This is a genomic window from Micromonospora sp. CMU55-4, assembly GCF_011602315.1.
GTDB classification, from domain to species: Bacteria; Actinomycetota; Actinomycetes; order Mycobacteriales; family Micromonosporaceae; genus Micromonospora; species Micromonospora chalcea.
The window spans coordinates 18,940-44,603 of record NZ_JAAOLH010000005.1 but is presented as its reverse complement, the minus strand read 5'-3'; the positions used below and the strand labels follow the sequence as shown (position 1 = coordinate 44,603).

The following is a 25,664-nucleotide window of genomic DNA, read 5'->3' as shown; positions in this document are numbered from 1 at the left end:
CTTCCGGGAGAGATGGCAGCCGGTCGCCATAGGCCCGACCGGCGTCCCCCGCGCCCGGGCGTGCAGCATACGTGACCGTCCCTGTAGGAGTTTCGTCATCTTTCAATCGATCGGCTAGTCACCGACGACTATTCGTGCCGTTTTCCGCTCCGGACGGCCCGATGGTGCACCACGGGTGACGGAAGGCTCACCACCTGTCGCTCCGGGAGCCGTGCCGCGACCTCCGGATCACCGCGTTCGTACACTGGCCCGGTGACCGTACCGCCGCCGATCGTCGCGCCGAGCATCCTGGCCGCCGATTTCGCCCGCCTCGCCGACGAGGTCCGTGCCGTGGAGCCCGCCGCCGACTGGCTGCACGTCGACGTCATGGACAACCACTTCGTGCCCAACCTGACCATCGGGCTGCCGGTGGTGCAGAGCCTGCGCGCCGTGACCGAGATCCCGTTCGACGTGCATCTGATGATCACCGATCCGCGCCGCTGGGCGCCCGGGTACGCCGACGCCGGGGCGTACAACGTCACGTTCCACGCCGAGGCGTGCGACGACCCGGTGGCGCTCGCGAAGGATCTGCGCTCGGCCGGGGCGAAGGCGGGCCTGGCGATCGACCGGGACACCCCGATCGAGCCGTACCTGGAGCTGCTGCCGAGCTTCGACACGCTGCTGATCATGACGATCAAGGCCGGTTTCGGCGGCCAGCGGTTCCTGCCGCAGCTGCTGGACAAGGTGCGCGCCGCCCGCCGGCACGTCGACAGCGGCCACCTGGAGCTGCGCATCGAGGTCGACGGCGGCATCGCCGCGGACACCATCGAGCAGGCCGCCGCGGCCGGGGCCGACGCGTTCGTCGCGGGCACCGCCGTCTACGGCGCCGACGATCCCGCGGAGGCGGTACGCCGCCTGCGGGGCCTGGCGGAACGTGCGATGACCGGGGCCTGAGATGGACGCGGCCGGCGAGCGCCCCGACGTCATCCTGGTCGTCGACGACGACGAGGACATCGCCCGCTTCGTCGAGTTCAACCTGCGCCTGCACGGTTTCGAGGTGCTGCACGCCAGTGACGGCCAGGAGGCGCTGGAGATCATCGAGCGGCAGCGGCCCGACCTGGCGGTGGTGGACCTGATGATGCCGCGCGTCGACGGCCTGGAGCTGACCCGGCGGCTGCGCGCCGACCCGATGACCTCCGCGCTGCCGGTGATCATGCTGACCGCCAAGGGGATGACCCAGGACAAGGTCAACGGGCTCAGCGTCGGCGCCGACGACTACCTGGTCAAGCCGTTCGACACGCTGGAGCTGGTGGCCCGGGTCAACTCCACGCTGCGGCGCAACAAGGAGTTCCGCGAGGTCTCGCCGCTGACCGGCCTGCCCGGCAACAGCCGGATCCGGCGGGAGATCAGCGACCGGGTCCGCAACGGCGTCGACTACGCCGTGGGCTACATCGACATCGACCGGTTCAAGAGCGTCAACGACCGGTACGGCTTCGTGCGCGGCGACGAGTTCATCTCGGCGCTGGCCCGCAGCCTGCACCGGGCGGTGGTGTCGATCGGGCTGCCGCCGGCGTTCCTCGGGCACGTCGGCGGCGACGACTTCGTGATCGTCTGCGCGCCCAGCCAGGTCCGGCCGCTGACCAGCCGGGCCGTTGTCGACTTCGAGAAGGCCGCGGACGCGCTCTACGACGCCACCGACCGGGAACGCGGCTTCGTCGAGCTGAAGGACCGGCGCGGCAACATCCGCCGCGCCGCGCTCGTCACGCTCTCCATCGGGGTGTCGCTGTCCGATTCCGGCAAGCGGTTCACCGACCCGCTGGAGGCCATCGCGGTGGCCTCGGAGATGAAGACGGTGGCCAAGAGCCAGCCCGGCTCGTACGTGGCGGTGGACCGCCGGCGCGGCGTCACCTGAGCGCTCCTGTGAGGTAGCTCGCCTCTGTGGCGCGCACCCGGGCGGAACGTGTAAGACTTCCCGTATACCCACCACGCGCTGGCGGGGCTCGGTGAAATTCCGAACCGGCGGTGATCCACGGTCCGACCGTGGTAAGCCCGCGACCCGGACGGCTTCGGCCGGACGGTGGACCTGGTGAGAATCCGGGGCCGACGGTTGGGGTGCGGCTCGTCCGCCCCCAGACAGTCCGGATGGGAGACAGCGCGCGGAACGGGGGAGGCCCCTGCCGGCCGCTGAGCACCCTCAGCCGCCGCGTGGGCTCCCCGGGGTCGGCGACGCCGTCCCCGGGTTCTCCGCCGCCGCGTGTCCGCGGCTTTGTGGCCGCTGCTCCCGAACCCGCCCGCGCGCGACCGGCGAGCGGGAGGACAGACGGCCATGGCGAGCGTCTCCGTCGACGAGGCGATGCGTCGTGCCATCGAACTGGCCGCGCGCGGCCTCGGCGCCACCAGCCCCAACCCGGTCGTCGGCTGCGTGCTGCTCGACACCGACGGCGAGGTCGTCGGCGAGGGCTTCCACGCCTACGCCGGCGGCCCGCACGCCGAGATCGTCGCGCTGGCCCAGGCCGGCGCCCGCGCCCGCGGCGGCACCGCTGTGGTCACCCTGGAGCCCTGCGACCACACCGGCCGCACCGGCCCCTGCAGCCACGCGCTCATCGCCGCCGGGGTGGCCCGCGTCGTGGTCGCCGTGCCCGACCCCAACCCGGTCGCCTCCGGCGGCGCGGCCACGCTGCGCGCCGCCGGGGTCCAGGTGACCCTCGGGGTACGCGCCCAGGAGGCCGAGGCCGGCAACGTCGCCTGGCTCACCTCGATGCGCCGGGGCTGGCCGTACCTGATCTGGAAGTACGCGGCCACGCTCGACGGGCGCTCGGCCGCCGCCGACGGCACCAGCATGTGGATCACCTCCGAGGCGGCCCGGATCGACGTGCACGCGCTGCGCGGCACCGTTGACGCGGTGCTCGCCGGGGTGGGCACCGTGCTCACCGACGACCCCCGGCTCACCGCCCGCAACCTGCGCGACGGAACCATGGCCATCCGGCAGCCGCTGCGGGTCGTGGTGGACAGCTCGGGGCGTACCCCGGCCGAGGCCCGGGTCCGCGACGGCGCCGCCCGCACCTGGGTGGCCACCGCCGCGGAGGTCGGCGCCGGGCCGGACGGCCGGGTCGACCTGGCGGCGCTGCTCGCGGAGCTGCACCACCGCGGCGTGCGGGCCGCGTTGCTGGAGGGCGGGCCGACGCTGGCCGGCGCGTTCCTCGCCGCCGGCCTGGTCGACAAGATCGTCGGGTACGTCGCGCCGAAGCTGCTCGGCGCCGGCCCGACCGCGCTGCTCGACGCCGGCGTGAGCACCATCGCCGACGCCATCGATCTGGAGATCACCGACGTTACGCGGGTCGGTCCCGACCTGCGGATCACCGCGCTGCCCCGGAAGAGGGAGGCCTGACATGTTCACCGGCATCGTCGAGGAACTGGGCGAGATCGTCCGGAGCACCGAGACCGGCGACGACTCCGCCCTGGTCGCCATCCGTGGCCCGCTCGTCACCTCGGACGCCCGGCACGGCGACTCCATCGCGGTGAACGGCGTCTGCCTGACCGTTGTCGACGTCGACGGCGGTGTGTTCACCGCCGACGTGATGGGCGAGACGCTGCGCCGCACCGCGCTGGGGGCGCTGCGCCCCGGCGACCCGGTCAACCTGGAACGCGCCGCCGCGCTCAACAGCCGCCTCGGCGGGCACCTGGTGCAGGGCCACGTCGACGGCGTCGGCGAGATCGTCGCCCGGGAGCCGGCCGCGCAGTGGGAGACCGTCCGGTTCCGGCTGCCCGACGGGCTGGCCCGGTACGTGGTGGAGAAGGGCTCGATCACCGTCGACGGCGTGTCGCTGACCGTCGCCGAGGCGGGCGACGACTGGTTCTCGGTCGGCCTGATCCCCACCACGCTCAAGCTCACCGTGCTCGGCACGAAGCAGGTCGGCGACCCGGTCAACCTGGAGGTCGACGTGCTGGCCAAGTACGTCGAACGGCTGCTCGGCGACCGCGGCGCGGGAAGCGTGCGGTGATGGGCCCGCTCGGCTGGCTGCTCGACGCCCAGGTGCACGTGGCCGGCTCGCCGGTGCTGGTCCGGGAGATCGTCGGCAACGGCTTCGGGCTCGCCTCGGCGCTGCTCGGACTGCGCCGGGTGGTGTGGGCCTGGCCGGTCGGCATGATCGGCAACGCGCTGCTGCTCACCGTGTTCCTCGGCGGCGTCTTCGTCACCCCGCAGGCGCACGACCTCTACGGCCAGGCCGGCCGGCAGGTCTTCTTCTTCGCCGTCAGCGTGTACGGCTGGTGGCGCTGGTCGCGCAACCGGCGTGCCGGTGGCGGGGACGAGCCGGCCGTGGTGCCGCGCTGGGCCACCTGGCCGGAGCGGCTCGGCCTGCTCGTGGCCGCCGTCGTCGGCACCGCCGCCGCGTACCCGGTGCTCGCCGCGCTCGGCTCGTGGGGGCCGCTGCCTGATGCCTGGATCCTGGTCGGCAGCCTGCTCGCCACGTACGGCATGGCCCGCGGCTGGGTCGAGTTCTGGCTGATCTGGATCGCCGTCGACGCGGTCGGCGTACCGCTGCTGCTGCGCGGCGGCTTCTACCCGTCGGCCGCCATGTACCTGGTCTACGGCGCGTTCTGCGCGGCCGGCCTGTACAGCTGGTGGCGCACCTCCCGGGCCGTCGCGACCGCGCCCGCCCCGATCCCGGCGACGTACTCGGAGGCAGTGGCATGACCACTTTCGGATCGATCGAGCAGGCGGTGGCGGACATCGCCGCCGGGCGCCCCGTGGTCGTGGTCGACGACGAGGACCGCGAGAACGAGGGCGACCTGATCTTCGCGGCCGAGCTGGCCACCCCGGAGCTGGTCGCGTTCATGGTCCGCTACACCTCCGGCTACATCTGCGTGCCGCTGACCGAGGACGAGTGCGACCGGCTCGACCTGCCGCCGATGCACCACACCAACCAGGACCGGCGCGGCACCGCATACACCGTGACGGTGGACGCCCGGGAGGGCGTCAGCACCGGCATCTCGGCCGCCGACCGGTCGCACACCATCCGGCTGCTCGCCGACGCCGCCACCGACCCGACCGACCTGGCCCGGCCCGGCCACGTGGTGCCGCTGCGCGCCCGCGCCGGCGGGGTGCTGCGCCGACCCGGGCACACCGAGGCGGCGGTGGACCTGACCCGGATGGCCGGGCTGCGCCCGGCCGGGGTGCTGTGCGAGCTGGTGAACGACGACGGCACCATGATGCGCCTGCCGGACCTGGAGAAGTTCTGCGCCGAGCACGGCCTGACGCTGGTCACCATCGCGGACCTGATCGCCTACCGGCGGCGCACCGAGAAGCAGGTCGAGCTGGCCGCCGAGGCCCGGATGCCCACCCCGTACGGCGTGTTCAAGGCGCTCGGCTACCGCGCCGAGCACGACCCGGCCGAGCACGTCGCGCTGGTCATGGGCGACCTCGGCGACGGGCGGGACGTGCTGGTGCGGGTGCACTCCGAGTGCCTCACCGGCGACGTGTTCGGCTCGCTGCGCTGCGACTGCGGGCCGCAGTTGCAGGCCGCGCTGGCCCGGGTCGCGGCCGAGGGCCGCGGCGTGGTCCTCTACGTGCGCGGGCACGAGGGCCGGGGCATCGGCCTGCTGCACAAGCTGCAGGCGTACCAGCTCCAGGACCAGGGCCGCGACACGGTGGACGCGAACCTCGACCTGGGCCTGCCGGCCGATGCCCGCGACTACGGCACCGGCGCGCAGATCCTCTACGACCTGGGCGTCCGCTCGATGCGGCTGCTGACGAACAACCCGGCCAAGCGGGCCGGGCTGGAGGGGTACGGGCTCACCGTGACCGGCCGGGAGGGGCTGCCCGTGCGGTCCAACCCGGAGAACGTGCGCTACCTGCGCACCAAGCGGGACCGGATGGGTCACCTGCTGGACGGACTGGACGAGGTGACCGAGGCGCCGATGGGCCGCCCGGTAGCCGGTGACGAGATCGGAGCGTAGGGCGATGGCGGGTTTCGGGGAGCCGGGCGTGAGCGCGGTGGACGCCGCCGGCATGACTGTCGGCGTGGTGGCCGCCCGCTGGCACGGCGAGCTGACCGACCACATGACCGAGCGGGCGGTGGCCGCCGCGCAGGCGTGCGGGGCGCGGGCCGTGGTGGCCCGGGTGGCCGGCTCGGTGGAGCTGCCGGTGGTGGCCCAGGCGATGGCCCGCCGCTTCGACGTGGTGGTCGCGCTCGGCGTCGTGGTACGCGGCGCGACGGCGCATTTCGACTACGTCTGCCAGTCGGTCACCGAGGGGCTGACCCGGGTGGCGCTGGACGAGGGCAAGCCGGTGGCGCACGGGGTGCTGACGGTGGACACCGTCGAGCAGGCCCGGGACCGGGCCGGGCTGCCCGGCTCGGCCGAGGACAAGGGCTGGTCGGCGACGGTGGCCGCGCTGGACGCCGCCCTCGCGATTCGCGGCCTGGACGCCCAGTCCGCCCACCGCGTCGGCTTCGCCTGACCCACCCGGCCCGTCACCAGCAGCGGCTGGAAGAATCGCCTTCCGTGAAGACGTTCGAGGAGTTGTTCGCCGAGCTGCAGGCCAAGGCCGCCGCCGGCACCCCGGGCTCGGGCACGGTCGACGCGCTCGCGAAGGGCGTGCACTTCATCGGCAAGAAGGTCGTCGAGGAGGCGGCCGAGTCGTGGATGGCCGCCGAGCACGAGGGCCCGGAGCGGGCCGCCGAGGAGATCTCCCAGCTGCTCTACCAGGCGCAGGTGCTGATGCTCGCGACCGGTCTGGAACTGAAGGACGTCTACCGACATCTGTGAGTGCCCGTCCGCTGATCATCCGATCGAACGAAGGAGCACTCCCATGCTGCGTGTCGCAGTACCCAACAAGGGCGCCCTGGCCGAGAAGGCGGCCCAGATGCTGCGCGAGGCGGGCTACCGCCAGCGCACCGACCCGAAGGACCTGGTCTGCCGGGACGAGCCCAACGACATCGAGTTCTTCTACCTGCGCCCCAAGGACATCGCCACCTACGTCGGCTCCGGTGACCTGGACGTCGGCATCACCGGGCGGGACCTGCTGATCGACTCCGGCGCTCCGGCCGAGGAGGTGGTGGACCTCGCCTTCGCCCAGGCCACCTTCCGGTTCGCCGCCCGCCCGCAGGACGTGGACGACGTCCGGGATCTGGGCGGGCACCGGATCGCCACCGCGTACCCGGGTCTGGTCGAGCGGCACCTGGCCGAGCTGGGCGTCAAGGCCGACGTGATCCGCCTGGACGGCGCGGTGGAGAACGCCATCCGCCTCGGCGTGGCCGACGTGGTCGCCGACGTGGTGGAGACCGGCGCGACGCTGCGCCAGGCCGGCCTGGTGGTGTTCGGCGAGCCGCTGCTGCGTTCCTCGGCGGTGCTGGTCCGCCGCGCCGGCACGCCCGGCGGCACCCAGCACGAGCAGCTGCTGCGCCGGCTGCACGGCGTCCTGGTCGCCCGGCGCTACGTGATGCTCGCCTACGACGTGCCGGCCGGCCTGCTCGACCGGGCCAGCTCGCTGACCCCCGGCATCGAGTCGCCGACGGTCTCGCCGCTGCACCGGGAGGGCTGGGTCGCGGTGCAGGCGATGGTGCTCCGCGACGACGTGCACCGGATCATGGACGAGCTGTACGAGCTGGGCGCCCGCGCGATCCTGGTCACCAACATCCACGCCTGCCGCCTGTGAGGCCGCTGCCACTCCCGGCCGCGCTCGCGGTGGTCGTGGCCGGTGGCGTGGCCTCCGCCGCCCAGGGCGTGGTCAACGCCGAGATGGGGGAGCGGACCGGCGCCCCGGTCCTCGGCGCGGTCGTCAACAACCTCGGCGGCTGCCTGCTGGTGCTGGCCGGGATCGTGGCGCTGCCGTCGATGCGCGCCGGGCTGGCCGCGTTGCGCCGCTCCGGGCTGCCCTGGTGGACCTACCTGGGCGGGGTGGGCGGCGCGGTGATTGTGCTGGTCGCGCCGGTGGTGGTGCCCGTGCTCGGGGTGGCGGTGTTCACCATCGCCCAGGTGGCCGGTGGCAGCCTCGGCGGCCTGGCGGTGGACCGGGCCGGGCTGGCCGCGACCGGGCGGATGCCGCTCACCGTGCCCCGCGTCGGCGGGGCGGTGCTCGGCGTCGGCGCGGTCGCCCTCGCCCAGCTCGGCCGCCCGGTCGGCGAACTGGCGGTCGGGCTGGTGCTGCTCTGCGTCCTGGGCGGGCTGGCGGTGGCGACGCAGTCCGCGCTCAACGGCCGGGTCGCCGCCACCGTGGGCCCGGCCGCCGGGCTCGCCGTCAACTTCGCGGTCAGCACCGTGGTGATCGGCGCGGTGGCGGCGCTGACCGGCGCGCTCGCGAGCCAGCCCCGCTGGCCCGGCCAGTGGTGGCTCTACGTCGGCGGCCTGCTCGGCGTCGGCATCGTGCTCTCCCTGCTGGTCGGCGTACGCGCCGCCGGGGTGCTGCGCACCGGCCTGGCGCTGGTGGCCGGGCAGCTCGGTGGCGCGCTGCTGCTGGACCTGGTCCTGCCCGGCGGGCCCGGCGTGCGGCTGCCGGTGCTGGCCGGCGCCCTGCTCACGCTGCTCGCCGTGGTGGTCACCAGCCTGCGCCGGCGCGGCCCGGACCGTGTGGCGGCCGAAGATGCGCGCGAACCGGATGGCAGACTGGTCGGGTGAGCGATTCCGTGGTGACCGTGCGACCCCGCCGCGTCCGGGTCGTGTGCTGGGTGTCGGCCGTCACGCTGTTCGTCGTGTTCAGCCTCGTCGCGACGTCGCTGACGGGCGCCACCGGCAACGGCTACGGCACGTTCCAGCGCGGCGACCAGTTCGCCATGATCGGCCTGGGCGTGTTCGGTGCGCTCGGCTTCCTGCTGTTCACCCGCCCGCGCGTGGTCGCCGACGCCAAGGGCGTCCGGGTGCGCAACGTGTTCAGCTCGTACGAGCTGCCGTGGGAGGTGATCCGCGGGGTCCGGTTCGACAGGGGCGCCCCGTGGGCCAGCCTGGAGCTGCACGACGACGACCTGCTGCCGATGGTCGCGTTGCAGGCCGCCGACAAGGAGAGCGCGGTCGAGGCGGTCCGCGCGTTGCGCCGGCTGCACCAGGCGCATCTGGCGGCGCTGTCCGCGGGCCAGTCGGCACCCCGCTGACCAGCGAGCCCGGTTTGGGTGGGCCTGGGCCGAGGGTGTAGTGTTGCGGAGTCGACCAGACTGCCCCCGTCCCTGACGCGCGGGCGGTCGTGAAGCGGAGCGCCCGCTCCCACCCGAGTCGCCGCCACGGTGGCCGGGTCCGGTCCCCGGTTTCGGGCACGTCCCGGCGCCGGATGCGCGATCCTGTGATCGTGCCGACCGGTCGAGTGGGCCCTGGCATACGCCGGGGCCTTCTGCTTTCCGGGTCGGCTCCCGCCCGGGAGCCCGCGGAGTCGGCACCGTAGGAGACTCGACTCGAGGAGGCCCCATCAGCGTCGAACCACGCGTGAACGAGCAGATCCGGGCACGTGAGGTCCGACTGGTCGGCCCTGAGGGTGAGCAGGTGGGCATCGTCCCGCTTGAGCGCGCCCTGCAGCTGGCCGCGGACGTCGACCTGGACCTGGTCGAGGTTGCGCCGATGGCGCGCCCGCCGGTGTGCAAGCTCATGGACTTCGGCAAGTTCAAGTACGAGAGCGCACTCAAGGCGCGCGAAGCGCGGCGTAACCAGCAGCAGACCGTCATCAAGGAGATGAAGCTCCGGCCGAAGATCGACCCGCACGACTACGAGACCAAGAAGGGTCACGTGGTGCGGTTCCTCAAGGCCGGCGACAAGGTCAAGGTGACGATCATGTTCCGCGGTCGGGAGCAGAGCCGCCCGGAGCTGGGTTACCGGCTCCTGCGCCGGCTCGAGTCCGAGATCACGGACCTGGGATACGTCGAGGCCGCTCCGAAGCAGGACGGCCGCAACATGATCATGGTTCTCGCTCCGCACCGGGCCGTCAAGGCCTCCGCGGTCGCCGCCACGGCGTCCCGCGGTGGACCGCGCGACCGGGCCGCGGAGGAACCGGCCGCTCCGGCCGGCGAGACCCCGGCGGCCGGCGACACCGCAGCAGCCGGCGAGACCGGTACGACCGCTGAGACCAGCGGCCAGTAACAGGGGAGAAGACGTTCCAATGCCGAAGATGAAGAGCCACACGGGTATGGGCAAGCGGGTCAAGGTGACCGGCAAGGGCAAGATCGTTGCCCAGCAGGCCGGCCTTCGCCACAACCTGGAGAAGAAGCCCAGCACCCAGACCCGTCGGCTGACCGGCACCGTCGAGCTGGCCAAGGCCGACGTCAAGCGCATCAAGAAGCTGCTCGGCCGCTGACGCGAGCCACCTGAACCGAAGAAGGAGTTGAGATGGCACGCGTCAAGCGGGCTGTGAACGCCCAGAAGAAGCGTCGTACCCTGCTGGAGACCGCGAGCGGTTACCGCGGTCAGCGCTCCCGGCTGTACCGCAAGGCCAAGGAGCAGGTGCTGCACTCGATGCAGTACTCCTACCGGGACCGTCGCGACCGCAAGGGCGACTTCCGGCAGCTCTGGATCCAGCGGATCAACGCCGGCGCCCGGGCCAACGGCCTGACCTACAACCGGCTGATCCAGGGCCTGCGCCTGGCCGGCATCGAGGTCGACCGGAAGATCCTGGCCGACATGGCCGTCAACGACGCCGCCTCGTTCGCGGCGATCGTCGAGCTGGCCCGCGCCGCCGTGGCGGCCGAGGGCACCGGTGGCGCCGCGGCTCAGGCCGCCTGACCCACCCCGTACGGCAGATCGAGGCGTCTCCCATGCAGTCACATCCGCAGGGGAGGCGTCTCGACGCCGTTCCCGGACCGTTCACCCCGCGTACCCCCAGGGTCGTGGCGGCCCGCCGGCTGCATCGCCGGCGCGACCGCGACCAGGCCGGCCGGTTCCTGGCCGAGGGGCCGCAGGCGGTCCGGGAGGCGCTGGCCCGCGCCGGCACCGTGGTCGAGCTGTTCGGCACCCCGGCGGCGCTCGACAGGTACGCCGACCTCGCCGCCGCGGCCGCCCGGGCCGACGTGCCGGTCTCCGAGGTGACCGACGACGCGCTGGCCGCGCTGGCCGAGACGGTCGCGCCGCAGGGACTGGTGGCGGTGTGCCGGCACCTCGACGTACCCCTGGCGCAGGCCGTGGCGCGCGGACCGCGACTGGTCGCGGTGCTCGCCGGGATCCGCGACCCGGGCAACGCCGGCACCGTGCTGCGCACCGCCGACGCGGCGGGCGCGGGCGCCGTGGTGTTCGCGGGCGAGGCGGTCGACCCCTACAACGGCAAGTGCGTGCGGGCCTCCGCCGGCAGCCTCTTCCACGTCGACGTGGTGCGCGCCGCCGACCCGCTCGCCGCCGTCGAGGCGCTGCGGGCCGCGGGCCTGAAGATCTTCGCCACCACCGGGTACGGCGACAGCGACCTGGACGACCTCGCCGACGCGGGAAGGCTGGCCGCGCCGACAGCGTGGCTGTTCGGATCGGAGGCGCACGGCCTGCCCGAGGAGCTGACCGCCGCCGCCGACGCCCGGGTCCGGGTGCCGCTGCACGGGCGCGCGGAGAGCCTGAACCTGGCTGCGGCTGCCGCCGTCTGCCTGTATTCTTCCGCCAGAGCACTGCGTGTCCCCCGGGGCGCGCGAGAGACAGCAGGGGAGTCCGCCTCGTCATGAACGCGCCACGGCGTTCGTTTAGCCAGCCCGCCGGTGTCGGCGGGCGGCGGGCCTGACCCTTCCCCCTGCACGACTCCCCACCGGCGGGCTGCGGCGAAGCCGCGCGTCCGTAGACTCGCCTAGCCACCCGTGAGGGTCGGCGCCGCCGTGAGGGAGTGCCCGTTCACCATGAGCTACCGCAACGATCCGTACGACCCGAAGCAGGTCGCCCTGCTCGACCCGGACGCCCTGGCCGGAGCAGTGGCCGATGCCGAGAAGGCGTTCGCCGACGCCACCGACCCGGACGCGCTCACCGCGCTGCGCCCCGCGCACCTCGGCGACCGGTCCCCGGTGTCGCTCGCGCGCCGGGAGATCGGCGCGCTGCCGCCGGCCGCGAAGGCCGACGCCGGCAAGCGGGTCAACGAGGCCCGCCGCGCCATCGAGAGCGCGTACGCCGCCCGGCAGGAGATCCTGGAGCGCGAGCAGGCCGAGCGGGTGCTGGTCGAGGAGCGGGTCGACGTGACCCTGCCGTACGACCGCCGGCCGCGTGGCGCCCGCCACCCGCTGAGCGTGCTGATGGAGCAGATCAGTGACCTGTTCATCGGCATGGGCTACGAGGTGGCCGAGGGCCCCGAGGTCGAGCTGGAGTGGACCAACTTCGACGCGCTGAACATCCCGGCCGACCACCCGGCGCGCGGCCTGATGGACACGTTCCACATCGCACCCGAGGGCTCGGGCCTGGTGCTGCGCACCCACACGTCGCCGGTGCAGGCGCGCACCATGCTCAGCCGCAAGCCGCCCATCTACGTGGTGGTGCCCGGCCGGGTCTACCGCACCGACGAGCTGGACGCCACCCACGCGCCGGTCTTCCACCAGGTCGAGGGCCTCGTGGTGGACAAAGGCATCACCATGGCGCACCTGCGCGGCACGCTCGACCACTTCGCCCGGGCCATGTTCGGCGAGGGCGCGAAGACCCGCTGGCGGCCGCACTACTTCCCGTTCACCGAGCCGTCGGCGGAGTTCGACGTCTGGTTCCCGGAGCACCGGGACGGTCCGCAGTGGGTCGAGTGGGGCGGCTGCGGCATGGTCAACCCGCGGGTGCTGCGCGCCTGCGGCATCGACCCGGAGGTCTACTCCGGATTCGCGTTCGGCATGGGCATCGACCGGACCGTGATGGTCCGGCACGGCGTCAGCGACATGCGGGACATGGCCGAGGGCGACGTGCGGTTCACCCGCGCGTTCGGCGCCTGAGCTACGGGAACGGTGGTTTAACAGTCATGCGAGTTTCTGTCAGTTGGCTGCGCGAGTACGTCGACCTGCCGGCCGACCTGCCCACCGGCGACCTGGAGCAGGCGCTGGTCGACCTCGGCATCGAGGTCGAGTCCGTGGTGGACCTGCGCGAGTCCGTCACCGGCCCGCTGGTCGTCGGCGAGGTCCTGGAGATCGAGGAGCTGACCGGCTTCAAGAAGCCGATCCGCTTCTGCCGGGTCGACGTCGGCGCCGCGAACGGCACCGGCGAGCCGCAGGAGATCGTCTGCGGGGCGCGCAACTTCGCCCAGGGCGACAAGGTCGTGGTGATCCTCCCCGGCGGCGTGCTGCCCGGCGGGTTCGCGATCGGCGCGCGCAAGACGTACGGGCGCAACTCCCACGGCATGATCTGCTCGGCCCAGGAGCTGGGGCTGGGCGACGACCACTCGGGCATCGTCGTGCTGCCCGAGGACGTCAAGGCCCAGCCCGGCGACGACGCCCGGCCCGTCGTCGGCCTGGACGACGTCGTGGTCGAGATGGAGATCACCCCGGACCGCGGGTACGCGCTGAGCGTGCGCGGCATCGCCCGGGAGCTGTCGCACGCGCTCGGCGTGCCGTTCCGCGACCCGGCCGACGCGCCCGCGCCCGGCGCGACCGCCGAGCCCGCGTACCCGGTGGAGGTCCGTGACCCGGTCGGCTGCGACCGGTTCGCGGCGCGGATGGTGCGCGGCGTCGACCCGACCGTGGAGACGCCGGGCTGGATGCGGCAGCGGCTCACCGTGGCCGGCGTACGCAGCATCTCGCTCGCCGTCGACATCACCAACTACCTGATGCTCGAACTCGGCCAGCCGATGCACGCCTTCGACGCGGACCGGATCGCCGGGCCGCTCGTGGTGCGCCGCGCCGAGCCGGGGGAGAAGCTGACCACGCTGGACGGGGTGAGCCGCACGCTGTCCGCCGAGGACCTGGTGATCTGCGACGACACCGGTCCGATCTCCCTGGCCGCGGTGATGGGTGGCGAGACCAGCGAGGTGCTCGCCTCCACCACGAACGTGCTGTTCGAGGCGGCGCACTGGGACCCGGCGACCGTCGGCCGTACCGCGCGGCGGCACAAGCTGTTCAGCGAGGCGGCGAAGCGGTGGGAGCGGGGCGTCGACCCGGCGCTGCCGCTGGTCGCGCTGGACAAGGCGGTCCGGCTGCTCACCGACCTCGCCGGCGGCACGGCCGGCGACGAGGTGCTCGACATCGACCACGTCGCGCCGCGTACGCCGGTGACGCTGCCGGTGGACCTGCCGTCGCGGCGGGTCGGCGTGTCCTACTCGCCGGACCGCGTGGTGGAGCTGCTGGAGCAGGTCGGTTGCACAGTCACGCGCGGCGCGGACCGGCTCGCCGAGGACCCGGGCACGGCCGGGGTCGGCTCCGGCGCGGGTGAGGTGCTGACCGTGACGCCGCCGAGCTGGCGTCCCGACCTGACCGACCCGGCCGACCTGGTGGAGGAGGTGGTACGCCTCGACGGCTACGACCGGGTGCCATCGGTGCTGCCCACCGCGCCGCCCGGCCGGGGCCTGACCTGGCAGCAGCAGCGCCGCCGGGCCGTCGCCCGCTCGCTCGCCGAGCGCGGCTACGTCGAGGTGCTGGCGCAGCCGTTCGTCGCGCCGGAACTGGTCGACCAGCTCGGCCTGCCCGCCGACGACCCGCGCCGCCCCGCGGTACGCCTGGCGAACCCGCTGTCGGAGGAGGAGCCGCTGCTGCGCACCACGCTGCTCGGCCCGCTGCTCGGCATCGTCAGGCGCAACGTCGGACGGGGCCAGCGGGACGTGGCGATCTACGAGATCGGCACCGTCTTCCACCCGCGCCCCGGCGCCGGCGCCCCGCCCGCGATGGGCGTGGACCGGCGGCCCACCGACGAGGAGTTCGCCGCCGCCGACGCGGTGGTGCCTGCCCAGCCGCGGCACGTCGCGGTGGCGCTGACCGGTGAGATCGAGCCGGCCGGCTGGTGGGGCGCGGGCCGCGCGGCCGGCTGGGCCGACGCGATCGAGGCGGGCCGGGCCGTGCTCGACGCCGCCGGGATCCCCGCCGACCGGGTGACGGTACGGGCCGGGGAGCGCGCGCCCTGGCACCCGGGCCGCTGCGCCGAACTGGTGGTGGACGACGTGGTCGTCGGCCACGCCGGTGAGCTGCACCCGGCCGTGCTGGCCGCGCTGGAGCTGCCCCGGCGTACCAGCGCCATGGAGCTGGACCTGGACGCGCTGCCCGCCGCCCCCCTGGTGGCCGGCCCGACCATCTCCACGTTCCCGCCGGCGCTGATCGACGTGGCGCTCGTGGTGGACGACGCGGTGCCGGCCGCCGAGGTGCGGGCGGCGCTGGTCGAGGGCGCGGGCGCGCTGCTGGAGGACGTCCGCCTGTTCGACGTCTACACCTCCGAGCAGCTCGGCGAGGGGCGCAAGTCGCTGGCGTACAAGCTGACGTTCCGCGCCCCGGACCGGACCCTGGCGGGCGAGGAGGCGGTGGCGGCGCGCGACGCGGCGGTCGCTGTCGCCGCCGAGCGCTTCGGCGCCACCCTGCGCGGCGCCTGAAAGGAGGGGCCCCCTCTTAACGCCTCCGGTAGAGGAGGGGGCCCCTTTTAACACCGCGCGCACGCGAGCCGCCCGTGAACGTCGTCTCATGGCTATGCAGCGCGCCGTATGACCTTGCGATGAGGTCGCCCCGACCGGTACCCTTCTCTGCATAGTCATGCGGAGGTGGGTATGGGCATTCGAACAGTGGTGGCCGGGGCGAGTGGATACGCCGGGGGCGAACTGCTGCGCCTGCTCGCCGGTCACCCCGAGTTCGAGCTGATCGCCGCCACCGCGCACACCCAGGCCGGTCAGCCGGTCACCGCCGTACACCCGCAGCTCGCCGGCCTGGACCTGGTCTTCGCCGCGACCGAACCGGCGACCCTGGCCGACGCGGACCTGGTGTTCCTGGCCCTGCCGCACGGGCAGTCCGCGGCGCTCGCCGCGGCGCTGCCCGACACGGTCAAGGTGGTCGACCTGGGCGCGGACCACCGGCTGCGCGACGCCGGCGCCTGGTCCCGCTACTACGGCGGGGAGCACGCCGGCGCCTGGACCTACGGGCTGCCCGAGCTGCCCGGCCAGCGGGCCGAGATCGCCGCCGCGTCGCGGGTCGCCAGCACCGGCTGCTACGCGGTGGCGACCACGCTGGCGCTGGCGCCGCTGATCGCGGCCGGCGCGGTACGCCCCGACGACGTGGTGGTGGTCGCCGCCTCCGGCACCTCCGGCGCGGGCCGGGCCGCCAAGACCCACCTGCTCGGCAGCGAGGTGATGGGCGACCTGTCGCCCTACAAGGTGGGCGCGCACCAGCACGTGCCGGAGATCAAGCAGGCCACCGGCGCGACCGGCCTGTCCTTCACCCCGGTGCTCGCGCCGATGCCCCGGGGCATCCTGGCCACCGTCACCGCCGTGCCCACCGGCGACGCCGACCCGCGCGCGGTGCTGGCCGCCGCCTACGCCGACGCGCCGTTCGTGCACGTGCTGCCCGAGGGCGCGTGGCCGCACACCGCCGCCACCGCCGGCTCGAACGCCTGCCACCTCCAGGCGACCGTGGACGTCGACTCGGGGCGGGTGATCGTGGTCAGCGCGATCGACAACCTGGGCAAGGGCGCGGCCGGCCAGGCCGTGCAGAACGCCAACCTGATGGTGGGTCTCCCCGAGACCACCGGTCTGTCCGTGTTTGGAGTGGCCCCGTGAGCGTCACCGTCCCCCGTGGGTTCCGCGCCGCAGGTGTCGCGGCCGGGCTGAAGTCCTCCGGCGCGCCCGACGTCGCCCTTGTGATCAACGACGGCCCGGACGCCGGTGTGGCCGGTGTCTTCACCGCCAACCGGGTCAAGGCCGCGCCGGTGCTGTGGAGCCAGCAGGTCGTGCACGGCGGCGTCGTGCGCGCCGTGGTGCTCAACTCCGGCGGCGCGAACGCCTGCACCGGCCCGGCCGGCTTCCAGGACACGCACGCCACCGCCGAGCACACCGCCGCCGCGATCACCGCGGCGAACGCGCGGCTCATCGTCGGCGCGGGCGAGGTCGCGGTCTGCTCGACCGGCCTGATCGGCGAGCGGCTGCCGATGGACAAGCTGCTTCCCGGCGTACGCGACGCGGTGCGCGGCCTGTCCCGCGACGGCGGCCCGGCGGCCGCCGAGGCCATCATGACCACCGACACCCGGCCCAAGACGACAGTGGCGCAGGGTACGGGCTGGACCGTCGGCGGCATGGCCAAGGGCGCGGGCATGCTCGCCCCGGCCATGGCCACCATGCTCTGCGTGCTCACCACCGACGCGGTGGCCGGGCCGGACGCCCTGGACGCCGCGCTGCGCGCCACCACCCGGATCACGTTCGACCGGATCGACTCCGACGGCTGCATGTCCACGAACGACACGGTGCTGCTGCTGGCAAGCGGCGCGTCCGGGATCGAGCCGACCGCCGAGGAGCTGACCGCCGCGGTCACCGCCGCCTGCCACGACCTGGCCCAGCAGCTCCTGGCCGACGCGGAGGGCGCGACGAAGGAGGTCGCGATCGAGGTGGTCGGCGCGGCCAGCGAGGACGACGCGGTCGAGGTGGGCCGTACGGTGGCCCGCAACAACCTGGTCAAGACCGCGCTGTTCGGCAACGACCCGAACTGGGGCCGCATCCTCGCCGCGGTCGGCACCACCACCGCCGTGTTCGAGCCGGACGGCGTCGACGTCGCGGTCAACGGCATCTGGGTGTGCCGGGGCGGCGCCGCCGCCGAGGACCGCGCCAAGGTGGACCTCACCGGCCGCGGCGTCACCGTCCGGATCGACCTGCACGCCGGCGTCGACACCGCCACCATCTGGACCAACGACCTGTCCCACGCGTACGTACACGAGAACTCGGCCTATTCCACATGAATCTGAGTGCTGACCTCACCCGGGCCCAGGCAAAGGCCGCCACGCTGATCGAGGCGCTGCCCTGGCTGGCCCGCTTCTCCGGCGCCACCGTCGTGGTCAAGTACGGCGGCAACGCCATGGTCGACCCGGAACTGCAGCGGGCGTTCGCCGCGGACATGGTGTTCCTGCGCTACGCCGGCCTGAAGCCGGTGGTGGTGCACGGCGGCGGCCCGCAGATCTCCGCCATGCTCGGCCGGCTCGGCATCGCCAGCGAGTTCCGGGGCGGCCTGCGGGTCACCACGCCGGAGGCGATGGACGTGGTCCGGATGGTCCTGGTCGGCCAGGTCGGCCGGGAACTGGTCGGGCTGATCAACGCGCACGGCCCGTACGCGGTCGGCCTCTCCGGCGAGGACGCCGGGCTGTTCACCGCCGTGCGCCGTCCCGCGTACGTGGACGGCGAAGCGGTCGACGTGGGCCAGGTGGGCGACGTGGAGTCGGTGAACGTCTCGGCGGTCACCGACCTGATCGCCGCCGGCCGGATCCCGGTCATCTCGACAGTCGCGCCGGACGCTGACGGGGTGCTGCACAACCTCAACGCGGACACCGCCGCCGCCGCGCTCGCGGTGGCGCTGGACGCCCGCAAGCTGGTCGTGCTGACCGACGTCCCGGGCCTGTACGCCGACTGGCCGGACACGTCCAGCCTGGTCAGCGAGATCACCGCGGACGACCTGGCGAAGCTGCTGCCGTCCCTGGAGTCGGGCATGGTCCCGAAGATGGAGGCCTGCCTGCGGGCGGTGCGCGGGGGAGTGCCCGCCGCGCACGTCGTCGACGGCCGGGTCGCCCACTCCACGCTGCTGGAAGTGTTCACGTCGGAGGGCTTCGGAACCATGGTGATCGACTCATGAGCACGCTGGTGCAGCGGTGGAACGCCACCATGATGGACAACTACGGCACGCCGCCGCTGGCGCTCGTCTCCGGCTCCGGCGCCGTCGTGACCGACGAGACCGGCCGGGAGTACGTCGACCTGCTCGGCGGCATCGCCGTCAACGCGCTCGGCCACGCCCACCCGGCGGTGGTGGCCGCCGTCAGCAAGCAGGTCGCGACGCTCGGGCACGTGTCGAACCTGTTCGTCGCCGAGCCGCCGGTGGCGCTGGCCGAGCTGCTGCTGGCGCTGGCCGGCCGCCCCGGCCGGGTGTTCTTCGCCAACTCCGGCGCGGAGGCCAACGAGGCGGCGTTCAAACTGTCCCGGCTCACCGGCCGCCGGCACGTGGTCGCCACCCACGGCGGCTTCCACGGCCGGACCATGGGCGCGCTGGCGCTGACCGGGCAGCCCGCCAAGGCCGACCCGTTCCGCCCGCTACCAGGCGACGTGACGCACGTGCCGTTCGGCGACGCCGACGCGCTGGCCGAGGCGGTCACCGACGACACCGCCATGCTGATCATCGAGCCGATCCAGGGCGAGAACGGCGTGGTCGTCCCGCCGCCCGGCTACCTCGCCGCGGCCCGGCGGATCACCGCCGCGCACGGCGCGCTGCTGGTGCTGGACGAGGTGCAGACCGGCATCGGCCGGACCGGCCACTGGTTCGCCCACCAGGCCGAGGGAGTCGAGCCGGATGTCATCACGCTCGCCAAGGGCCTCGGCGGCGGCCTGCCGCTGGGCGCCTGCCTGGCCTTCGGCCGGGCCGCCGACCTGCTCACCCCCGGCTCGCACGGCACCACGTTCGGCGGCAACCCGATCAGCTGCGCCGCCGCGCTCGCGGTCGTCTCCACGATCGCGCACGAGGGCCTGCTCGACCACGTCAAGCGCGTCGGCGAGCGGCTGCGGCGCGGCGTCGAGGCGCTCGGTCACCCGCTGGTCCGTGAGGTGCGCGGCGCCGGCCTGCTGCTCGGCATCGTGCTCGACCAGCCGGTCTCCGCCGCCGCGGCGGCAGCGCTGCGCGACGCGGGTTTCCTGGTGAACCCGGTGCAGCCGGACGTGATCCGGCTCGCCCCGCCGCTGATCCTCACCGTGGCGCAGGCCGACGCCTTCGTCGCCGCGCTGCCCGCCGCGCTGTCCGCCGCCGCGCCGCACCCTTCCACCGACGCCGCAGCGACCGCCGACGACGCCGCGTCCGACGCCACGACCCCGACGGAGGCTCCCGCATGATCCGCCACTTCCTGCGCGACGACGACCTCACGCCCGCCGAGCAGGCCGCCGTGCTCGACCTCGCCGCCCGGATGAAGACCGACCGGTACGGCCACCAGCCGCTGGCCGGACCGAAGTCGGTGGCGGTGCTGTTCGACAAGCAGAGCCTGCGGACCCGGATCTCGTTCGACGTGGGCATCGCCGAGCTGGGCGGGCATCCGCTGGTGGTGGACACCCAGGTCACCCACTTCGGCCGCGGCGAGACGCTCGCCGACGCCGGCCGGGTGCTGTCCCGCTACGTCGCCGCGATCGTGCTGCGCACCCACGGCGACGACCGGATCGCCGAGGTCGCCGAGCACGCCACGGTGCCGGTGGTCAACGCGCTCACCGACACGTACCACCCCTGCCAGATGCTGGCCGACCTGCTCACCGTGCGGGAGCGCTTCGGCGGCACCGCCGGGCGGATCCTCGCGTACGTGGGCGACGCGGCGAACAACATGGCCCACTCGTACCTGCTGGCCGGCGCGACCGCCGGGATGCACGTGCGGATCGCCGGCCCGGCCGGGTTCCAGCCGGACCCGGAGATCGTGGCCCGCGCGGAGAAGATCGCCGCCACCACCGGCGGCTCGGTCCAGGTGCTCACCGACCCGGCCGAGGCGGTACGCGGCGCGCACGTCGTCGCCACCGACACCTGGACGTCGATGGGACAGGAGGCCGACGGGCTGGACCGGATCACGCCGTTCCTGCCGTACCAGGTCAACGCCGCGCTGCTCGGCCACGCCGACGCCGACGTGATCGTGCTGCACTGCCTGCCCGCCCACCGGGGCGAGGAGATCACCGACGAGGCGCTCGACGGCCCGCACAGCGCGGTGTTCGACCAGGCGGAGAATCGGCTGCACGCCCAGAAGGCGCTGCTGACGTTTCTCCTGGAGGAATCCGCATGACCGCTCCGCTGACCCGCGCCGCGCGGCACGCCCGCATCGTCGAGCTGATCCGCGACACCCCGATCCACTCGCAGACCGAGCTGGCCGACCTGCTCGCCGGGGACGGCATCCAGGTCACCCAGGCCACGCTGTCGCGGGACCTGAAGGAACTGGGGGCGGTGACCGCGCGCGGCGGTGACGGGCGGGGCGTCTACCTGATCCCGGAGGACGGGCACCGGCCGCTGCGCGACGCCGAGGGCGCGCCGGCCCGGCTGGTCCGGCTGCTGCGTGAGCTGCTCAACGGCGTCGACTCCAGCGGCAACATCGCGGTGCTGCGCACCCCGCCGGGCGCGGCCCAGTACCTCGCCAGCGCGCTGGACCGGGCCGGCCTGACCGAGATCGTCGGCACCATCGCCGGCGACGACACCATCCTCGTCGTGGCCCGGGAGGCCGACGGCGGGGCGGCGCTGGGTGAGCGGCTCGCCGCCTGGGCCCGCCGGGACGACACAGTCGAAGGGAGCACGACGTGACCGAGCGGGTCGTGCTGGCGTACTCCGGGGGCCTGGACACCTCGGTCGCCATTCCGTACCTGGCCGAGCAGACCGGCGCGGAGATCATCGCGGTGGCGGTCGACGTCGGCCAGGGCGGCGAGGACATGGCCGTGATCCGGCAGCGCGCGCTCGACTGCGGCGCGGTCGAGGCCGAGGTGGTGGACGCGCGCGACGAGTTCGCCGCCGACTACTGCCTGCCGGCGATCCGGGCCAACGCCCTCTACATGGACCGGTACCCGCTGGTGTCCGCGCTGTCCCGGCCGCTGATCGTCAAGCACCTGGTCGCCGCGGCGCGCGCCCACGGCGGCACGATCGTGTCGCACGGCTGCACCGGCAAGGGCAACGACCAGGTCCGCTTCGAGGTCGGCCTGGGCGCGCTCGCGCCCGACCTGAAGGTGATCGCGCCGGCCCGGGACTTCGCCTGGACCCGGGACAAGGCGATCGCGTTCGCCGAGGAGAAGGGGCTGCCGATCGACGTGTCGGCGAAGTCGCCGTACTCGATCGACCAGAACCTGTGGGGCCGCGCGGTGGAGACCGGCTTCCTGGAGGACATCTGGCACGCCCCGGTCGAGGACCTCTACGCGTACACCGAGGACCCGGCGTCGGAACGCGACCCGGACGACGTGGTGCTCACGTTCGACGCCGGCGTCCCGGTCGCGATCGACGGCGAGACGGTCACCCCGTACGAGGCGATCCGGGAGCTGAACCGGCGGGCCGGGGCGCACGGCGTGGGCCGGCTCGACATGGTCGAGGACCGGCTGGTCGGCATCAAGAGCCGCGAGGTGTACGAGGCACCCGGCGCCCTCGCCCTGATCACCGCCCACCAGGAGCTGGAGGCGGTCACCGTCGAGCGGGACCTGGCCCGGTTCAAGCGCGGCGTCGACCAGCGCTGGGGTGAGCTGGTCTACGACGGGCTCTGGTTCTCGCCGCTGAAGCGGTCGCTGGACGCGTTCATCGACGACGCGCAGCGGCACGTCTGCGGCGAGGTGCGGCTGCGGCTGCACGGCGGCCGGGCCGTGGTGACCGGCCGGCGTTCCGAGGCGAGCCTGTACGACTTCGGCCTCGCCACGTACGACACCGGTGACACGTTCGACCAGTCGCTGGCGAAGGGTTTCGTGCAGTTGTGGGGCCTGCCCAGCCGGATGGCGGCGGCGCGGGACGCCCGGATGGGAGGAGTCTGATGGGGGGCACCACAATGGGTGGGGTGGACGACAAGAGCCTGACCGAGAACAGCGCCCCCGCCAACCGGACGAGCCTCTGGGGCGGCCGGTTCGCCGGCGGCCCCGCCGAGGCGCTCGCGCGGCTGTCGGTGAGTGTCCAGTTCGACTGGCGCCTCGCCCCGTACGACATCGCCGGTTCCCGCGCGCACGCCCGGGTCCTGGCCGGCGCCGGCCTGCTCGACCCGGACGAACTGGGCCGGATGCTTGCCGCGCTGGACGACCTGGAGGCGGCGTGCGCCTCCGGCGCGTTCCGCCCGACCGTCGACGACGAGGACGTGCACACCGCGCTGGAGCGTGGCCTGCTGGAGCGGCTGGGCAGCCTCGGCGGCAAGCTGCGCGCCGGCCGGTCCCGCAACGACCAGGTCGCCACCGACCTGCGGCTCTACCTGCGTGACCACGCCCGCGGGGTGGCGGCCCGGCTGGTCGAGCTGGCCGAGGCCCTCGTCGAGCAGGCGGAGCGGCACGTGGACACCGCCGCGCCGGGCATGACGCACCTGCAGCACGCCCAGCCGGTGACGTTCGGGCACTGGCTGCTGGCCCACGTGCAGCCGCTGCTGCGCGACCTGGAGCGGATGCGGGACTGGGACGAGCGGACCGCGATCAGCCCGCTCGGCGCGGGCGCGCTGGCCGGGTCGGGGCTGCCGCTGGACCCGGTGGCGGTCGCCAAGGAGCTGGGCTTCCGCACCTCGTTCGCCAACTCGATGGACGCGGTCGCGGACCGCGACTTCGTCGCCGAGTTCCTGTTCGTCACCGCGATGATCGGCGTGCACCTGTCCCGCCTCGGCGAGGAGGTGGTGCTCTGGACGTCGCAGGAGTTCGGCTGGGTCGAGCTGGACGACGCGTTCGCCACCGGCTCGTCGATCATGCCGCAGAAGAAGAACGCGGACATCGCCGAGCTGGCCCGGGGCAAGTCCGGCCGCCTGGTCGGCGGCCTGATGAGCGTGCTCACCATGCTCAAGGGCCTGCCCATGACGTACGACCGGGACATGCAGGAGGACAAGGAGCCGGCGTTCGACGCGGTCGACACGCTGGAGCTGCTGCTGCCCGCGCTGGCCGGGATGATCTCCACGATGACGGTCCGGGTGGACCGGCTGGTGGCGAGCGCCCCGTCGGGTTTCTCGCTCGCCACCGAGGTCGCCGACTGGCTGGTCCGGCGCAACGTGCCGTTCCGCGACGCGCACGAGATCACCGGCAAGCTGGTGGCGCTCTGCGCGGCCCGGGACTGCGCGCTGGACGAGGTGTCCGACGCCGACCTGGCCGCCGTCAGCGAGCACCTGGACCCTTCGGTGCGCGACGTGCTGTCGGTGCGTTCGGCGCTGGCCGCCCGCATCACGCCCGGCTCCACCGGGCCCGGCCCGGTCGCCGACCAGCTCGCCGCCGCGGCGGACAAGCTGACCGGCTGGCGGGAGTGGGCCGCCGAGCGGGTCGTCCCCCGCTGACCTGCGGCTGATCCGGGGGCAGGCACCCGCCTGCCCCCGGATCACACCGGTCAACCGGTGGGGCGCTCGCGTTTCGGCAGCTTCGCCACCACCGCGTCGTACGACCCGTCGACCGCCTCGACCAGCTCGTCGTCGGGGATGCCGCCGGAGAGCCGCAGCGTGTTCCAGCCCGACCGGCCGATGTAGGGGGAGGGGCGCGCGTCGGCCGGGAACCGGTGCAGCCACTCGTCGGCCACCTCCCGGGACGCCCCGCACTTCACCCCGACCCGCGCCTCACCCTCGGGCGAGCCGAGGAACGCGAAGATCCGGCTGCCCACCTTCACCACCTCGTCGCCCTCCCACGGCCGGTCGAGCCAGGCTCCCGGCTTGGCCAGGCAGTAGGCGAGCATCTCCTCGCGCGTCATCGCGTCCTCCCGTGCCGTCGTCCGGCGCAGTCTCGCCCGCGGCTGTGACAGTGCGCGCCGCCGGTCAGTCGCCGGTGCCGGTGCGGACGGTGAGCCGCTCGTAGCGCTGCCGGGCCGCCTGGGCGCTGCCCAGCCCCAGCCCGAAGGCGATCGCCTGCCAGGTCATGCCCCGGCCGCGGGCCACCTGGAGCAGCCCGGCCTCCAGTGCGTCCACCTCGGAGCGCACGTGCGGGATGAGCGTCAGCGCGGCCATCAGGTCGGCCTGGTCGACCGGCTCCTCACCCTCGTCCAGCTCGGCGCCCCCGGCGAGCGCCATCACCAGCGTGGCCGCCTCGTAGGCGTCGGGCACGTCGGGGTGGGCGTAGCGACGGCGGCGGGAGTTGGTGCCGGCGTGCCGCTCGGCGATCCGCAGCAGCGCCGCGTAGTTGCGGTGCGCCCGTGCCTGGGCAGCATCCGGAGCGGTGAACGGGTCGTTGTCCACGGTGACCATGTCGTCCATCCCACACCCAAGAATGGCCCGTTGTCAACACCCCGTTGAAAGCCCTTCGTGTAAAACACCGTGACCTCAACGCATGGTGAAGGGTCGGCGCGTCATGCCACCACAGACGCGCCGCGGGGTGTCCCGGGTTGCCCGGAACGGCCGATTCAGGCCGGCGAGTTCCGCACCGGGGCGGCCGGAGCGGGCCGGCGACGCGGGGTGTGCCGCCGGTAGACGCTCACGCTCGGCTCGTCCGCCAGCCAGAACCGCCACGGCAGGTCGTGCGCGGCGGCGACCCCGACACGCGGCCCGGCGACGATGTGCGCCGGGTCGACCGGGATCGCCGGTGGCGTCAGCAGCAGCGGGCCGCTGCCGTCGATAGCCGAGGTGCCGTTCGCGTCCCGCCCGATCCCGAGCGCGGTGACCAGCCGGGCCGGCCCGCGGGCCAGATCCCGGTCGGCGGCGCGCGGCCTGCGCTCGCGGGCGGTCTCGACGCCGCCGACCACCTCGCCCGCGCGCAGCAGCACCGCCGCCGCCTCGCCGTCGCGCCCGCAGACGATGTTCGCGCACCAGTGCATGCCGAACACGAAGTACACGTAGACGTGCCCGGCGGGCCCGAACATGACCTGGTTGCGCGGCGTCGGCCCGCGGTGGGCGTGCGACGCCGGGTCCTCGCCGGTGCCCGCGTACGCCTCCACCTCGGTGAGGCGTACGGTGACGCCGCCGGCCGACACGGTCCAGCCGAGCAGCGTCCGCGCGGTCTGCGCGATCTGCGCGGCGGGCGCGGAGAGCCAGGGGTACGTCAT

General features: G+C 73.9%; 28 protein-coding genes and 1 riboswitch. Of the genes, 25 read left to right on the top strand and 3 right to left on the bottom strand.

Going from position 1 to position 25,664, the window contains the following annotated elements; all coding sequences use genetic code 11:
* The first annotated feature begins 252 nt into the window (after positions 1-252).
* The 25 genes from rpe to argH all read left to right on the top strand — a co-directional run bounded on the left by rpe (position 253) and on the right by argH (position 23,976).
* Positions 253-933, top strand: coding sequence for a ribulose-phosphate 3-epimerase (rpe, locus tag HA073_RS11075; RefSeq protein ID WP_043324939.1), 681 nt, complete (start codon positions 253-255; stop codon positions 931-933).
* Between the two features lies 1 nt (position 934).
* Positions 935-1,891 (top strand): response regulator, encoded by a 957-nt coding sequence (locus tag HA073_RS11070; RefSeq protein ID WP_043324938.1) that lies wholly within the window; start codon positions 935-937, stop codon positions 1,889-1,891.
* Between the two features lie 73 nt (positions 1,892-1,964).
* A riboswitch (FMN riboswitch) is annotated at positions 1,965-2,137 on the top strand.
* Between the two features lie 168 nt (positions 2,138-2,305).
* Positions 2,306-3,367 (top strand): bifunctional diaminohydroxyphosphoribosylaminopyrimidine deaminase/5-amino-6-(5-phosphoribosylamino)uracil reductase RibD, encoded by a 1,062-nt coding sequence (ribD, locus tag HA073_RS11065; RefSeq protein ID WP_166456321.1) that lies wholly within the window; start codon positions 2,306-2,308, stop codon positions 3,365-3,367.
* A gap of 1 nt (position 3,368) precedes the next feature.
* The gene (locus HA073_RS11060) at positions 3,369-3,980 is read left to right on the top strand and encodes a riboflavin synthase (protein WP_064448497.1); all 612 of its coding nucleotides are present in this window, start codon (positions 3,369-3,371) and stop codon (positions 3,978-3,980) included.
* The gene (pnuC, locus tag HA073_RS11055) at positions 3,980-4,675 is read left to right on the top strand and encodes a nicotinamide riboside transporter PnuC (protein ID WP_030502479.1); all 696 of its coding nucleotides are present in this window, start codon (positions 3,980-3,982) and stop codon (positions 4,673-4,675) included. Before HA073_RS11060 ends, pnuC begins: the two co-directional genes overlap by 1 nt.
* On the top strand, positions 4,672-5,937 hold the full coding sequence (locus HA073_RS11050; RefSeq protein WP_113973134.1) for a bifunctional 3,4-dihydroxy-2-butanone-4-phosphate synthase/GTP cyclohydrolase II: 1,266 nt from the start codon (positions 4,672-4,674) through the stop codon (positions 5,935-5,937). Before pnuC ends, HA073_RS11050 begins: the two co-directional genes overlap by 4 nt.
* 4 nt (positions 5,938-5,941) lie before the next feature.
* Positions 5,942-6,439, top strand: coding sequence for a 6,7-dimethyl-8-ribityllumazine synthase (ribH, locus tag HA073_RS11045; RefSeq protein ID WP_043324935.1), 498 nt, complete (start codon positions 5,942-5,944; stop codon positions 6,437-6,439).
* 26 nt (positions 6,440-6,465) lie between these two features.
* Positions 6,466-6,747, top strand: a complete 282-nt coding sequence (locus tag HA073_RS11040) for a phosphoribosyl-ATP diphosphatase (RefSeq protein ID WP_197494977.1) — start codon at positions 6,466-6,468, stop codon at positions 6,745-6,747.
* Positions 6,748-6,790: 43 nt separating this feature from the next.
* Positions 6,791-7,636 (top strand): ATP phosphoribosyltransferase, encoded by an 846-nt coding sequence (gene hisG, locus HA073_RS11035; protein WP_043324931.1) that lies wholly within the window; start codon positions 6,791-6,793, stop codon positions 7,634-7,636.
* Positions 7,633-8,595, top strand: a complete 963-nt coding sequence (locus HA073_RS11030; protein ID WP_069087685.1) for a DMT family transporter — start codon at positions 7,633-7,635, stop codon at positions 8,593-8,595. Before hisG ends, HA073_RS11030 begins: the two co-directional genes overlap by 4 nt.
* Entirely contained in the window at positions 8,592-9,065 is a 474-nt protein-coding gene (locus HA073_RS11025) for a PH domain-containing protein (RefSeq protein WP_030502474.1), read from the top strand. Before HA073_RS11030 ends, HA073_RS11025 begins: the two co-directional genes overlap by 4 nt.
* Before the next feature lie 325 nt (positions 9,066-9,390).
* The gene (gene infC / locus HA073_RS11020) at positions 9,391-10,038 is read left to right on the top strand and encodes a translation initiation factor IF-3 (protein WP_043324929.1); all 648 of its coding nucleotides are present in this window, start codon (positions 9,391-9,393) and stop codon (positions 10,036-10,038) included.
* 19 nt (positions 10,039-10,057) lie between these two features.
* Positions 10,058-10,252 (top strand): 50S ribosomal protein L35, encoded by a 195-nt coding sequence (rpmI, locus tag HA073_RS11015; protein WP_026267805.1) that lies wholly within the window; start codon positions 10,058-10,060, stop codon positions 10,250-10,252.
* 32 nt (positions 10,253-10,284) lie between these two features.
* Complete coding sequence (rplT, locus tag HA073_RS11010) at positions 10,285-10,677, top strand: 50S ribosomal protein L20 (protein ID WP_043324928.1); 393 nt, start codon at positions 10,285-10,287, stop codon at positions 10,675-10,677.
* A 32-nt stretch (positions 10,678-10,709) separates the two neighbouring features.
* Entirely contained in the window at positions 10,710-11,594 is an 885-nt protein-coding gene (locus tag HA073_RS11005; RefSeq protein ID WP_166456320.1) for an RNA methyltransferase, read from the top strand.
* A gap of 168 nt (positions 11,595-11,762) precedes the next feature.
* Positions 11,763-12,824, top strand: a complete 1,062-nt coding sequence (gene pheS / locus HA073_RS11000; RefSeq protein ID WP_043324926.1) for a phenylalanine--tRNA ligase subunit alpha — start codon at positions 11,763-11,765, stop codon at positions 12,822-12,824.
* 26 nt (positions 12,825-12,850) lie between these two features.
* Positions 12,851-15,397, top strand: a complete 2,547-nt coding sequence (gene pheT / locus HA073_RS10995; protein ID WP_166456319.1) for a phenylalanine--tRNA ligase subunit beta — start codon at positions 12,851-12,853, stop codon at positions 15,395-15,397.
* Between the two features lie 171 nt (positions 15,398-15,568).
* Positions 15,569-16,570 carry an N-acetyl-gamma-glutamyl-phosphate reductase gene (argC, locus tag HA073_RS10990; protein ID WP_166456318.1) on the top strand — a complete coding sequence of 334 codons (1,002 nt, stop codon included), beginning with the start codon at positions 15,569-15,571 and terminating at the stop codon, positions 16,568-16,570.
* Positions 16,567-17,739 carry a bifunctional glutamate N-acetyltransferase/amino-acid acetyltransferase ArgJ gene (gene argJ, locus HA073_RS10985; protein WP_166456317.1) on the top strand — a complete coding sequence of 391 codons (1,173 nt, stop codon included), beginning with the start codon at positions 16,567-16,569 and terminating at the stop codon, positions 17,737-17,739. Before argC ends, argJ begins: the two co-directional genes overlap by 4 nt.
* A complete protein-coding gene (gene argB / locus HA073_RS10980; protein WP_043324923.1) occupies positions 17,736-18,623 on the top strand; it encodes an acetylglutamate kinase in 888 nt (295 codons plus the stop codon). Before argJ ends, argB begins: the two co-directional genes overlap by 4 nt.
* A complete protein-coding gene (locus HA073_RS10975; RefSeq protein ID WP_104114302.1) occupies positions 18,620-19,864 on the top strand; it encodes an acetylornithine transaminase in 1,245 nt (414 codons plus the stop codon). Before argB ends, HA073_RS10975 begins: the two co-directional genes overlap by 4 nt.
* Positions 19,861-20,787, top strand: coding sequence for an ornithine carbamoyltransferase (gene argF / locus HA073_RS10970; RefSeq protein ID WP_043324921.1), 927 nt, complete (start codon positions 19,861-19,863; stop codon positions 20,785-20,787). The genes HA073_RS10975 and argF overlap by 4 nt, the downstream gene beginning before the upstream one ends.
* A complete protein-coding gene (locus HA073_RS10965; RefSeq protein ID WP_043324920.1) occupies positions 20,784-21,296 on the top strand; it encodes an arginine repressor in 513 nt (170 codons plus the stop codon). Before argF ends, HA073_RS10965 begins: the two co-directional genes overlap by 4 nt.
* A complete protein-coding gene (locus HA073_RS10960; RefSeq protein ID WP_166456316.1) occupies positions 21,293-22,498 on the top strand; it encodes an argininosuccinate synthase in 1,206 nt (401 codons plus the stop codon). The genes HA073_RS10965 and HA073_RS10960 overlap by 4 nt, the downstream gene beginning before the upstream one ends.
* Before the next feature lie 14 nt (positions 22,499-22,512).
* The gene (gene argH, locus HA073_RS10955; RefSeq protein WP_030271078.1) at positions 22,513-23,976 is read left to right on the top strand and encodes an argininosuccinate lyase; all 1,464 of its coding nucleotides are present in this window, start codon (positions 22,513-22,515) and stop codon (positions 23,974-23,976) included.
* A 50-nt stretch (positions 23,977-24,026) separates the two neighbouring features.
* On the opposite strand, the gene HA073_RS10950 is transcribed toward argH, so the two are convergent.
* From HA073_RS10950 to HA073_RS10940, 3 genes are all read right to left on the bottom strand, one after another.
* Positions 24,027-24,380 carry an MmcQ/YjbR family DNA-binding protein gene (locus HA073_RS10950; RefSeq protein ID WP_064448489.1) on the bottom strand — a complete coding sequence of 118 codons (354 nt, stop codon included), beginning with the start codon at positions 24,378-24,380 and terminating at the stop codon, positions 24,027-24,029.
* 64 nt (positions 24,381-24,444) lie between these two features.
* Complete coding sequence (locus HA073_RS10945; protein ID WP_036343457.1) at positions 24,445-24,870, bottom strand: hypothetical protein; 426 nt, start codon at positions 24,868-24,870, stop codon at positions 24,445-24,447.
* A 155-nt stretch (positions 24,871-25,025) separates the two neighbouring features.
* Positions 25,026-25,664: a DNA-3-methyladenine glycosylase gene (locus tag HA073_RS10940; RefSeq protein WP_043324917.1), complete on the bottom strand. Its 639-nt coding sequence runs from the start codon at positions 25,662-25,664 to the stop codon at positions 25,026-25,028.

Bases quoted from the DNA above. Each gene is read 5' to 3' on its own strand.
- ribH (WP_043324935.1), top strand. From the start codon at position 5,942: ATGGCGGGTTTCGGGGAGCCGGGCGTGAGCGCGGTGGACGCCGCCGGC.
- pnuC (WP_030502479.1), top strand. From the start codon at position 3,980: ATGGGCCCGCTCGGCTGGCTGCTCGACGCCCAGGTGCACGTGGCCGGC.
- HA073_RS10965 (WP_043324920.1), top strand. From the start codon at position 20,784: ATGACCGCTCCGCTGACCCGCGCCGCGCGGCACGCCCGCATCGTCGAG.
- HA073_RS11050 (WP_113973134.1), top strand. From the start codon at position 4,672: ATGACCACTTTCGGATCGATCGAGCAGGCGGTGGCGGACATCGCCGCC.
- HA073_RS10940 (WP_043324917.1), bottom strand. From the start codon at position 25,664: ATGACGTACCCCTGGCTCTCCGCGCCCGCCGCGCAGATCGCGCAGACC.
- hisG (WP_043324931.1), top strand. From the start codon at position 6,791: ATGCTGCGTGTCGCAGTACCCAACAAGGGCGCCCTGGCCGAGAAGGCG.
- rplT (WP_043324928.1), top strand. From the start codon at position 10,285: ATGGCACGCGTCAAGCGGGCTGTGAACGCCCAGAAGAAGCGTCGTACC.
- HA073_RS10945 (WP_036343457.1), bottom strand. From the start codon at position 24,870: ATGGTCACCGTGGACAACGACCCGTTCACCGCTCCGGATGCTGCCCAG.
- argH (WP_030271078.1), top strand. From the start codon at position 22,513: ATGGGTGGGGTGGACGACAAGAGCCTGACCGAGAACAGCGCCCCCGCC.
- pheT (WP_166456319.1), top strand. From the start codon at position 12,851: ATGCGAGTTTCTGTCAGTTGGCTGCGCGAGTACGTCGACCTGCCGGCC.
- HA073_RS10950 (WP_064448489.1), bottom strand. From the start codon at position 24,380: ATGACGCGCGAGGAGATGCTCGCCTACTGCCTGGCCAAGCCGGGAGCC.
- HA073_RS11070 (WP_043324938.1), top strand. From the start codon at position 935: ATGGACGCGGCCGGCGAGCGCCCCGACGTCATCCTGGTCGTCGACGAC.
- rpmI (WP_026267805.1), top strand. From the start codon at position 10,058: ATGCCGAAGATGAAGAGCCACACGGGTATGGGCAAGCGGGTCAAGGTG.
- HA073_RS11060 (WP_064448497.1), top strand. From the start codon at position 3,369: ATGTTCACCGGCATCGTCGAGGAACTGGGCGAGATCGTCCGGAGCACC.
- argC (WP_166456318.1), top strand. From the start codon at position 15,569: ATGGGCATTCGAACAGTGGTGGCCGGGGCGAGTGGATACGCCGGGGGC.
- pheS (WP_043324926.1), top strand. From the start codon at position 11,763: ATGAGCTACCGCAACGATCCGTACGACCCGAAGCAGGTCGCCCTGCTC.
- HA073_RS10975 (WP_104114302.1), top strand. From the start codon at position 18,620: ATGAGCACGCTGGTGCAGCGGTGGAACGCCACCATGATGGACAACTAC.
- ribD (WP_166456321.1), top strand. From the start codon at position 2,306: ATGGCGAGCGTCTCCGTCGACGAGGCGATGCGTCGTGCCATCGAACTG.
- argF (WP_043324921.1), top strand. From the start codon at position 19,861: ATGATCCGCCACTTCCTGCGCGACGACGACCTCACGCCCGCCGAGCAG.
- HA073_RS11005 (WP_166456320.1), top strand. From the start codon at position 10,710: ATGCAGTCACATCCGCAGGGGAGGCGTCTCGACGCCGTTCCCGGACCG.
- argB (WP_043324923.1), top strand. From the start codon at position 17,736: ATGAATCTGAGTGCTGACCTCACCCGGGCCCAGGCAAAGGCCGCCACG.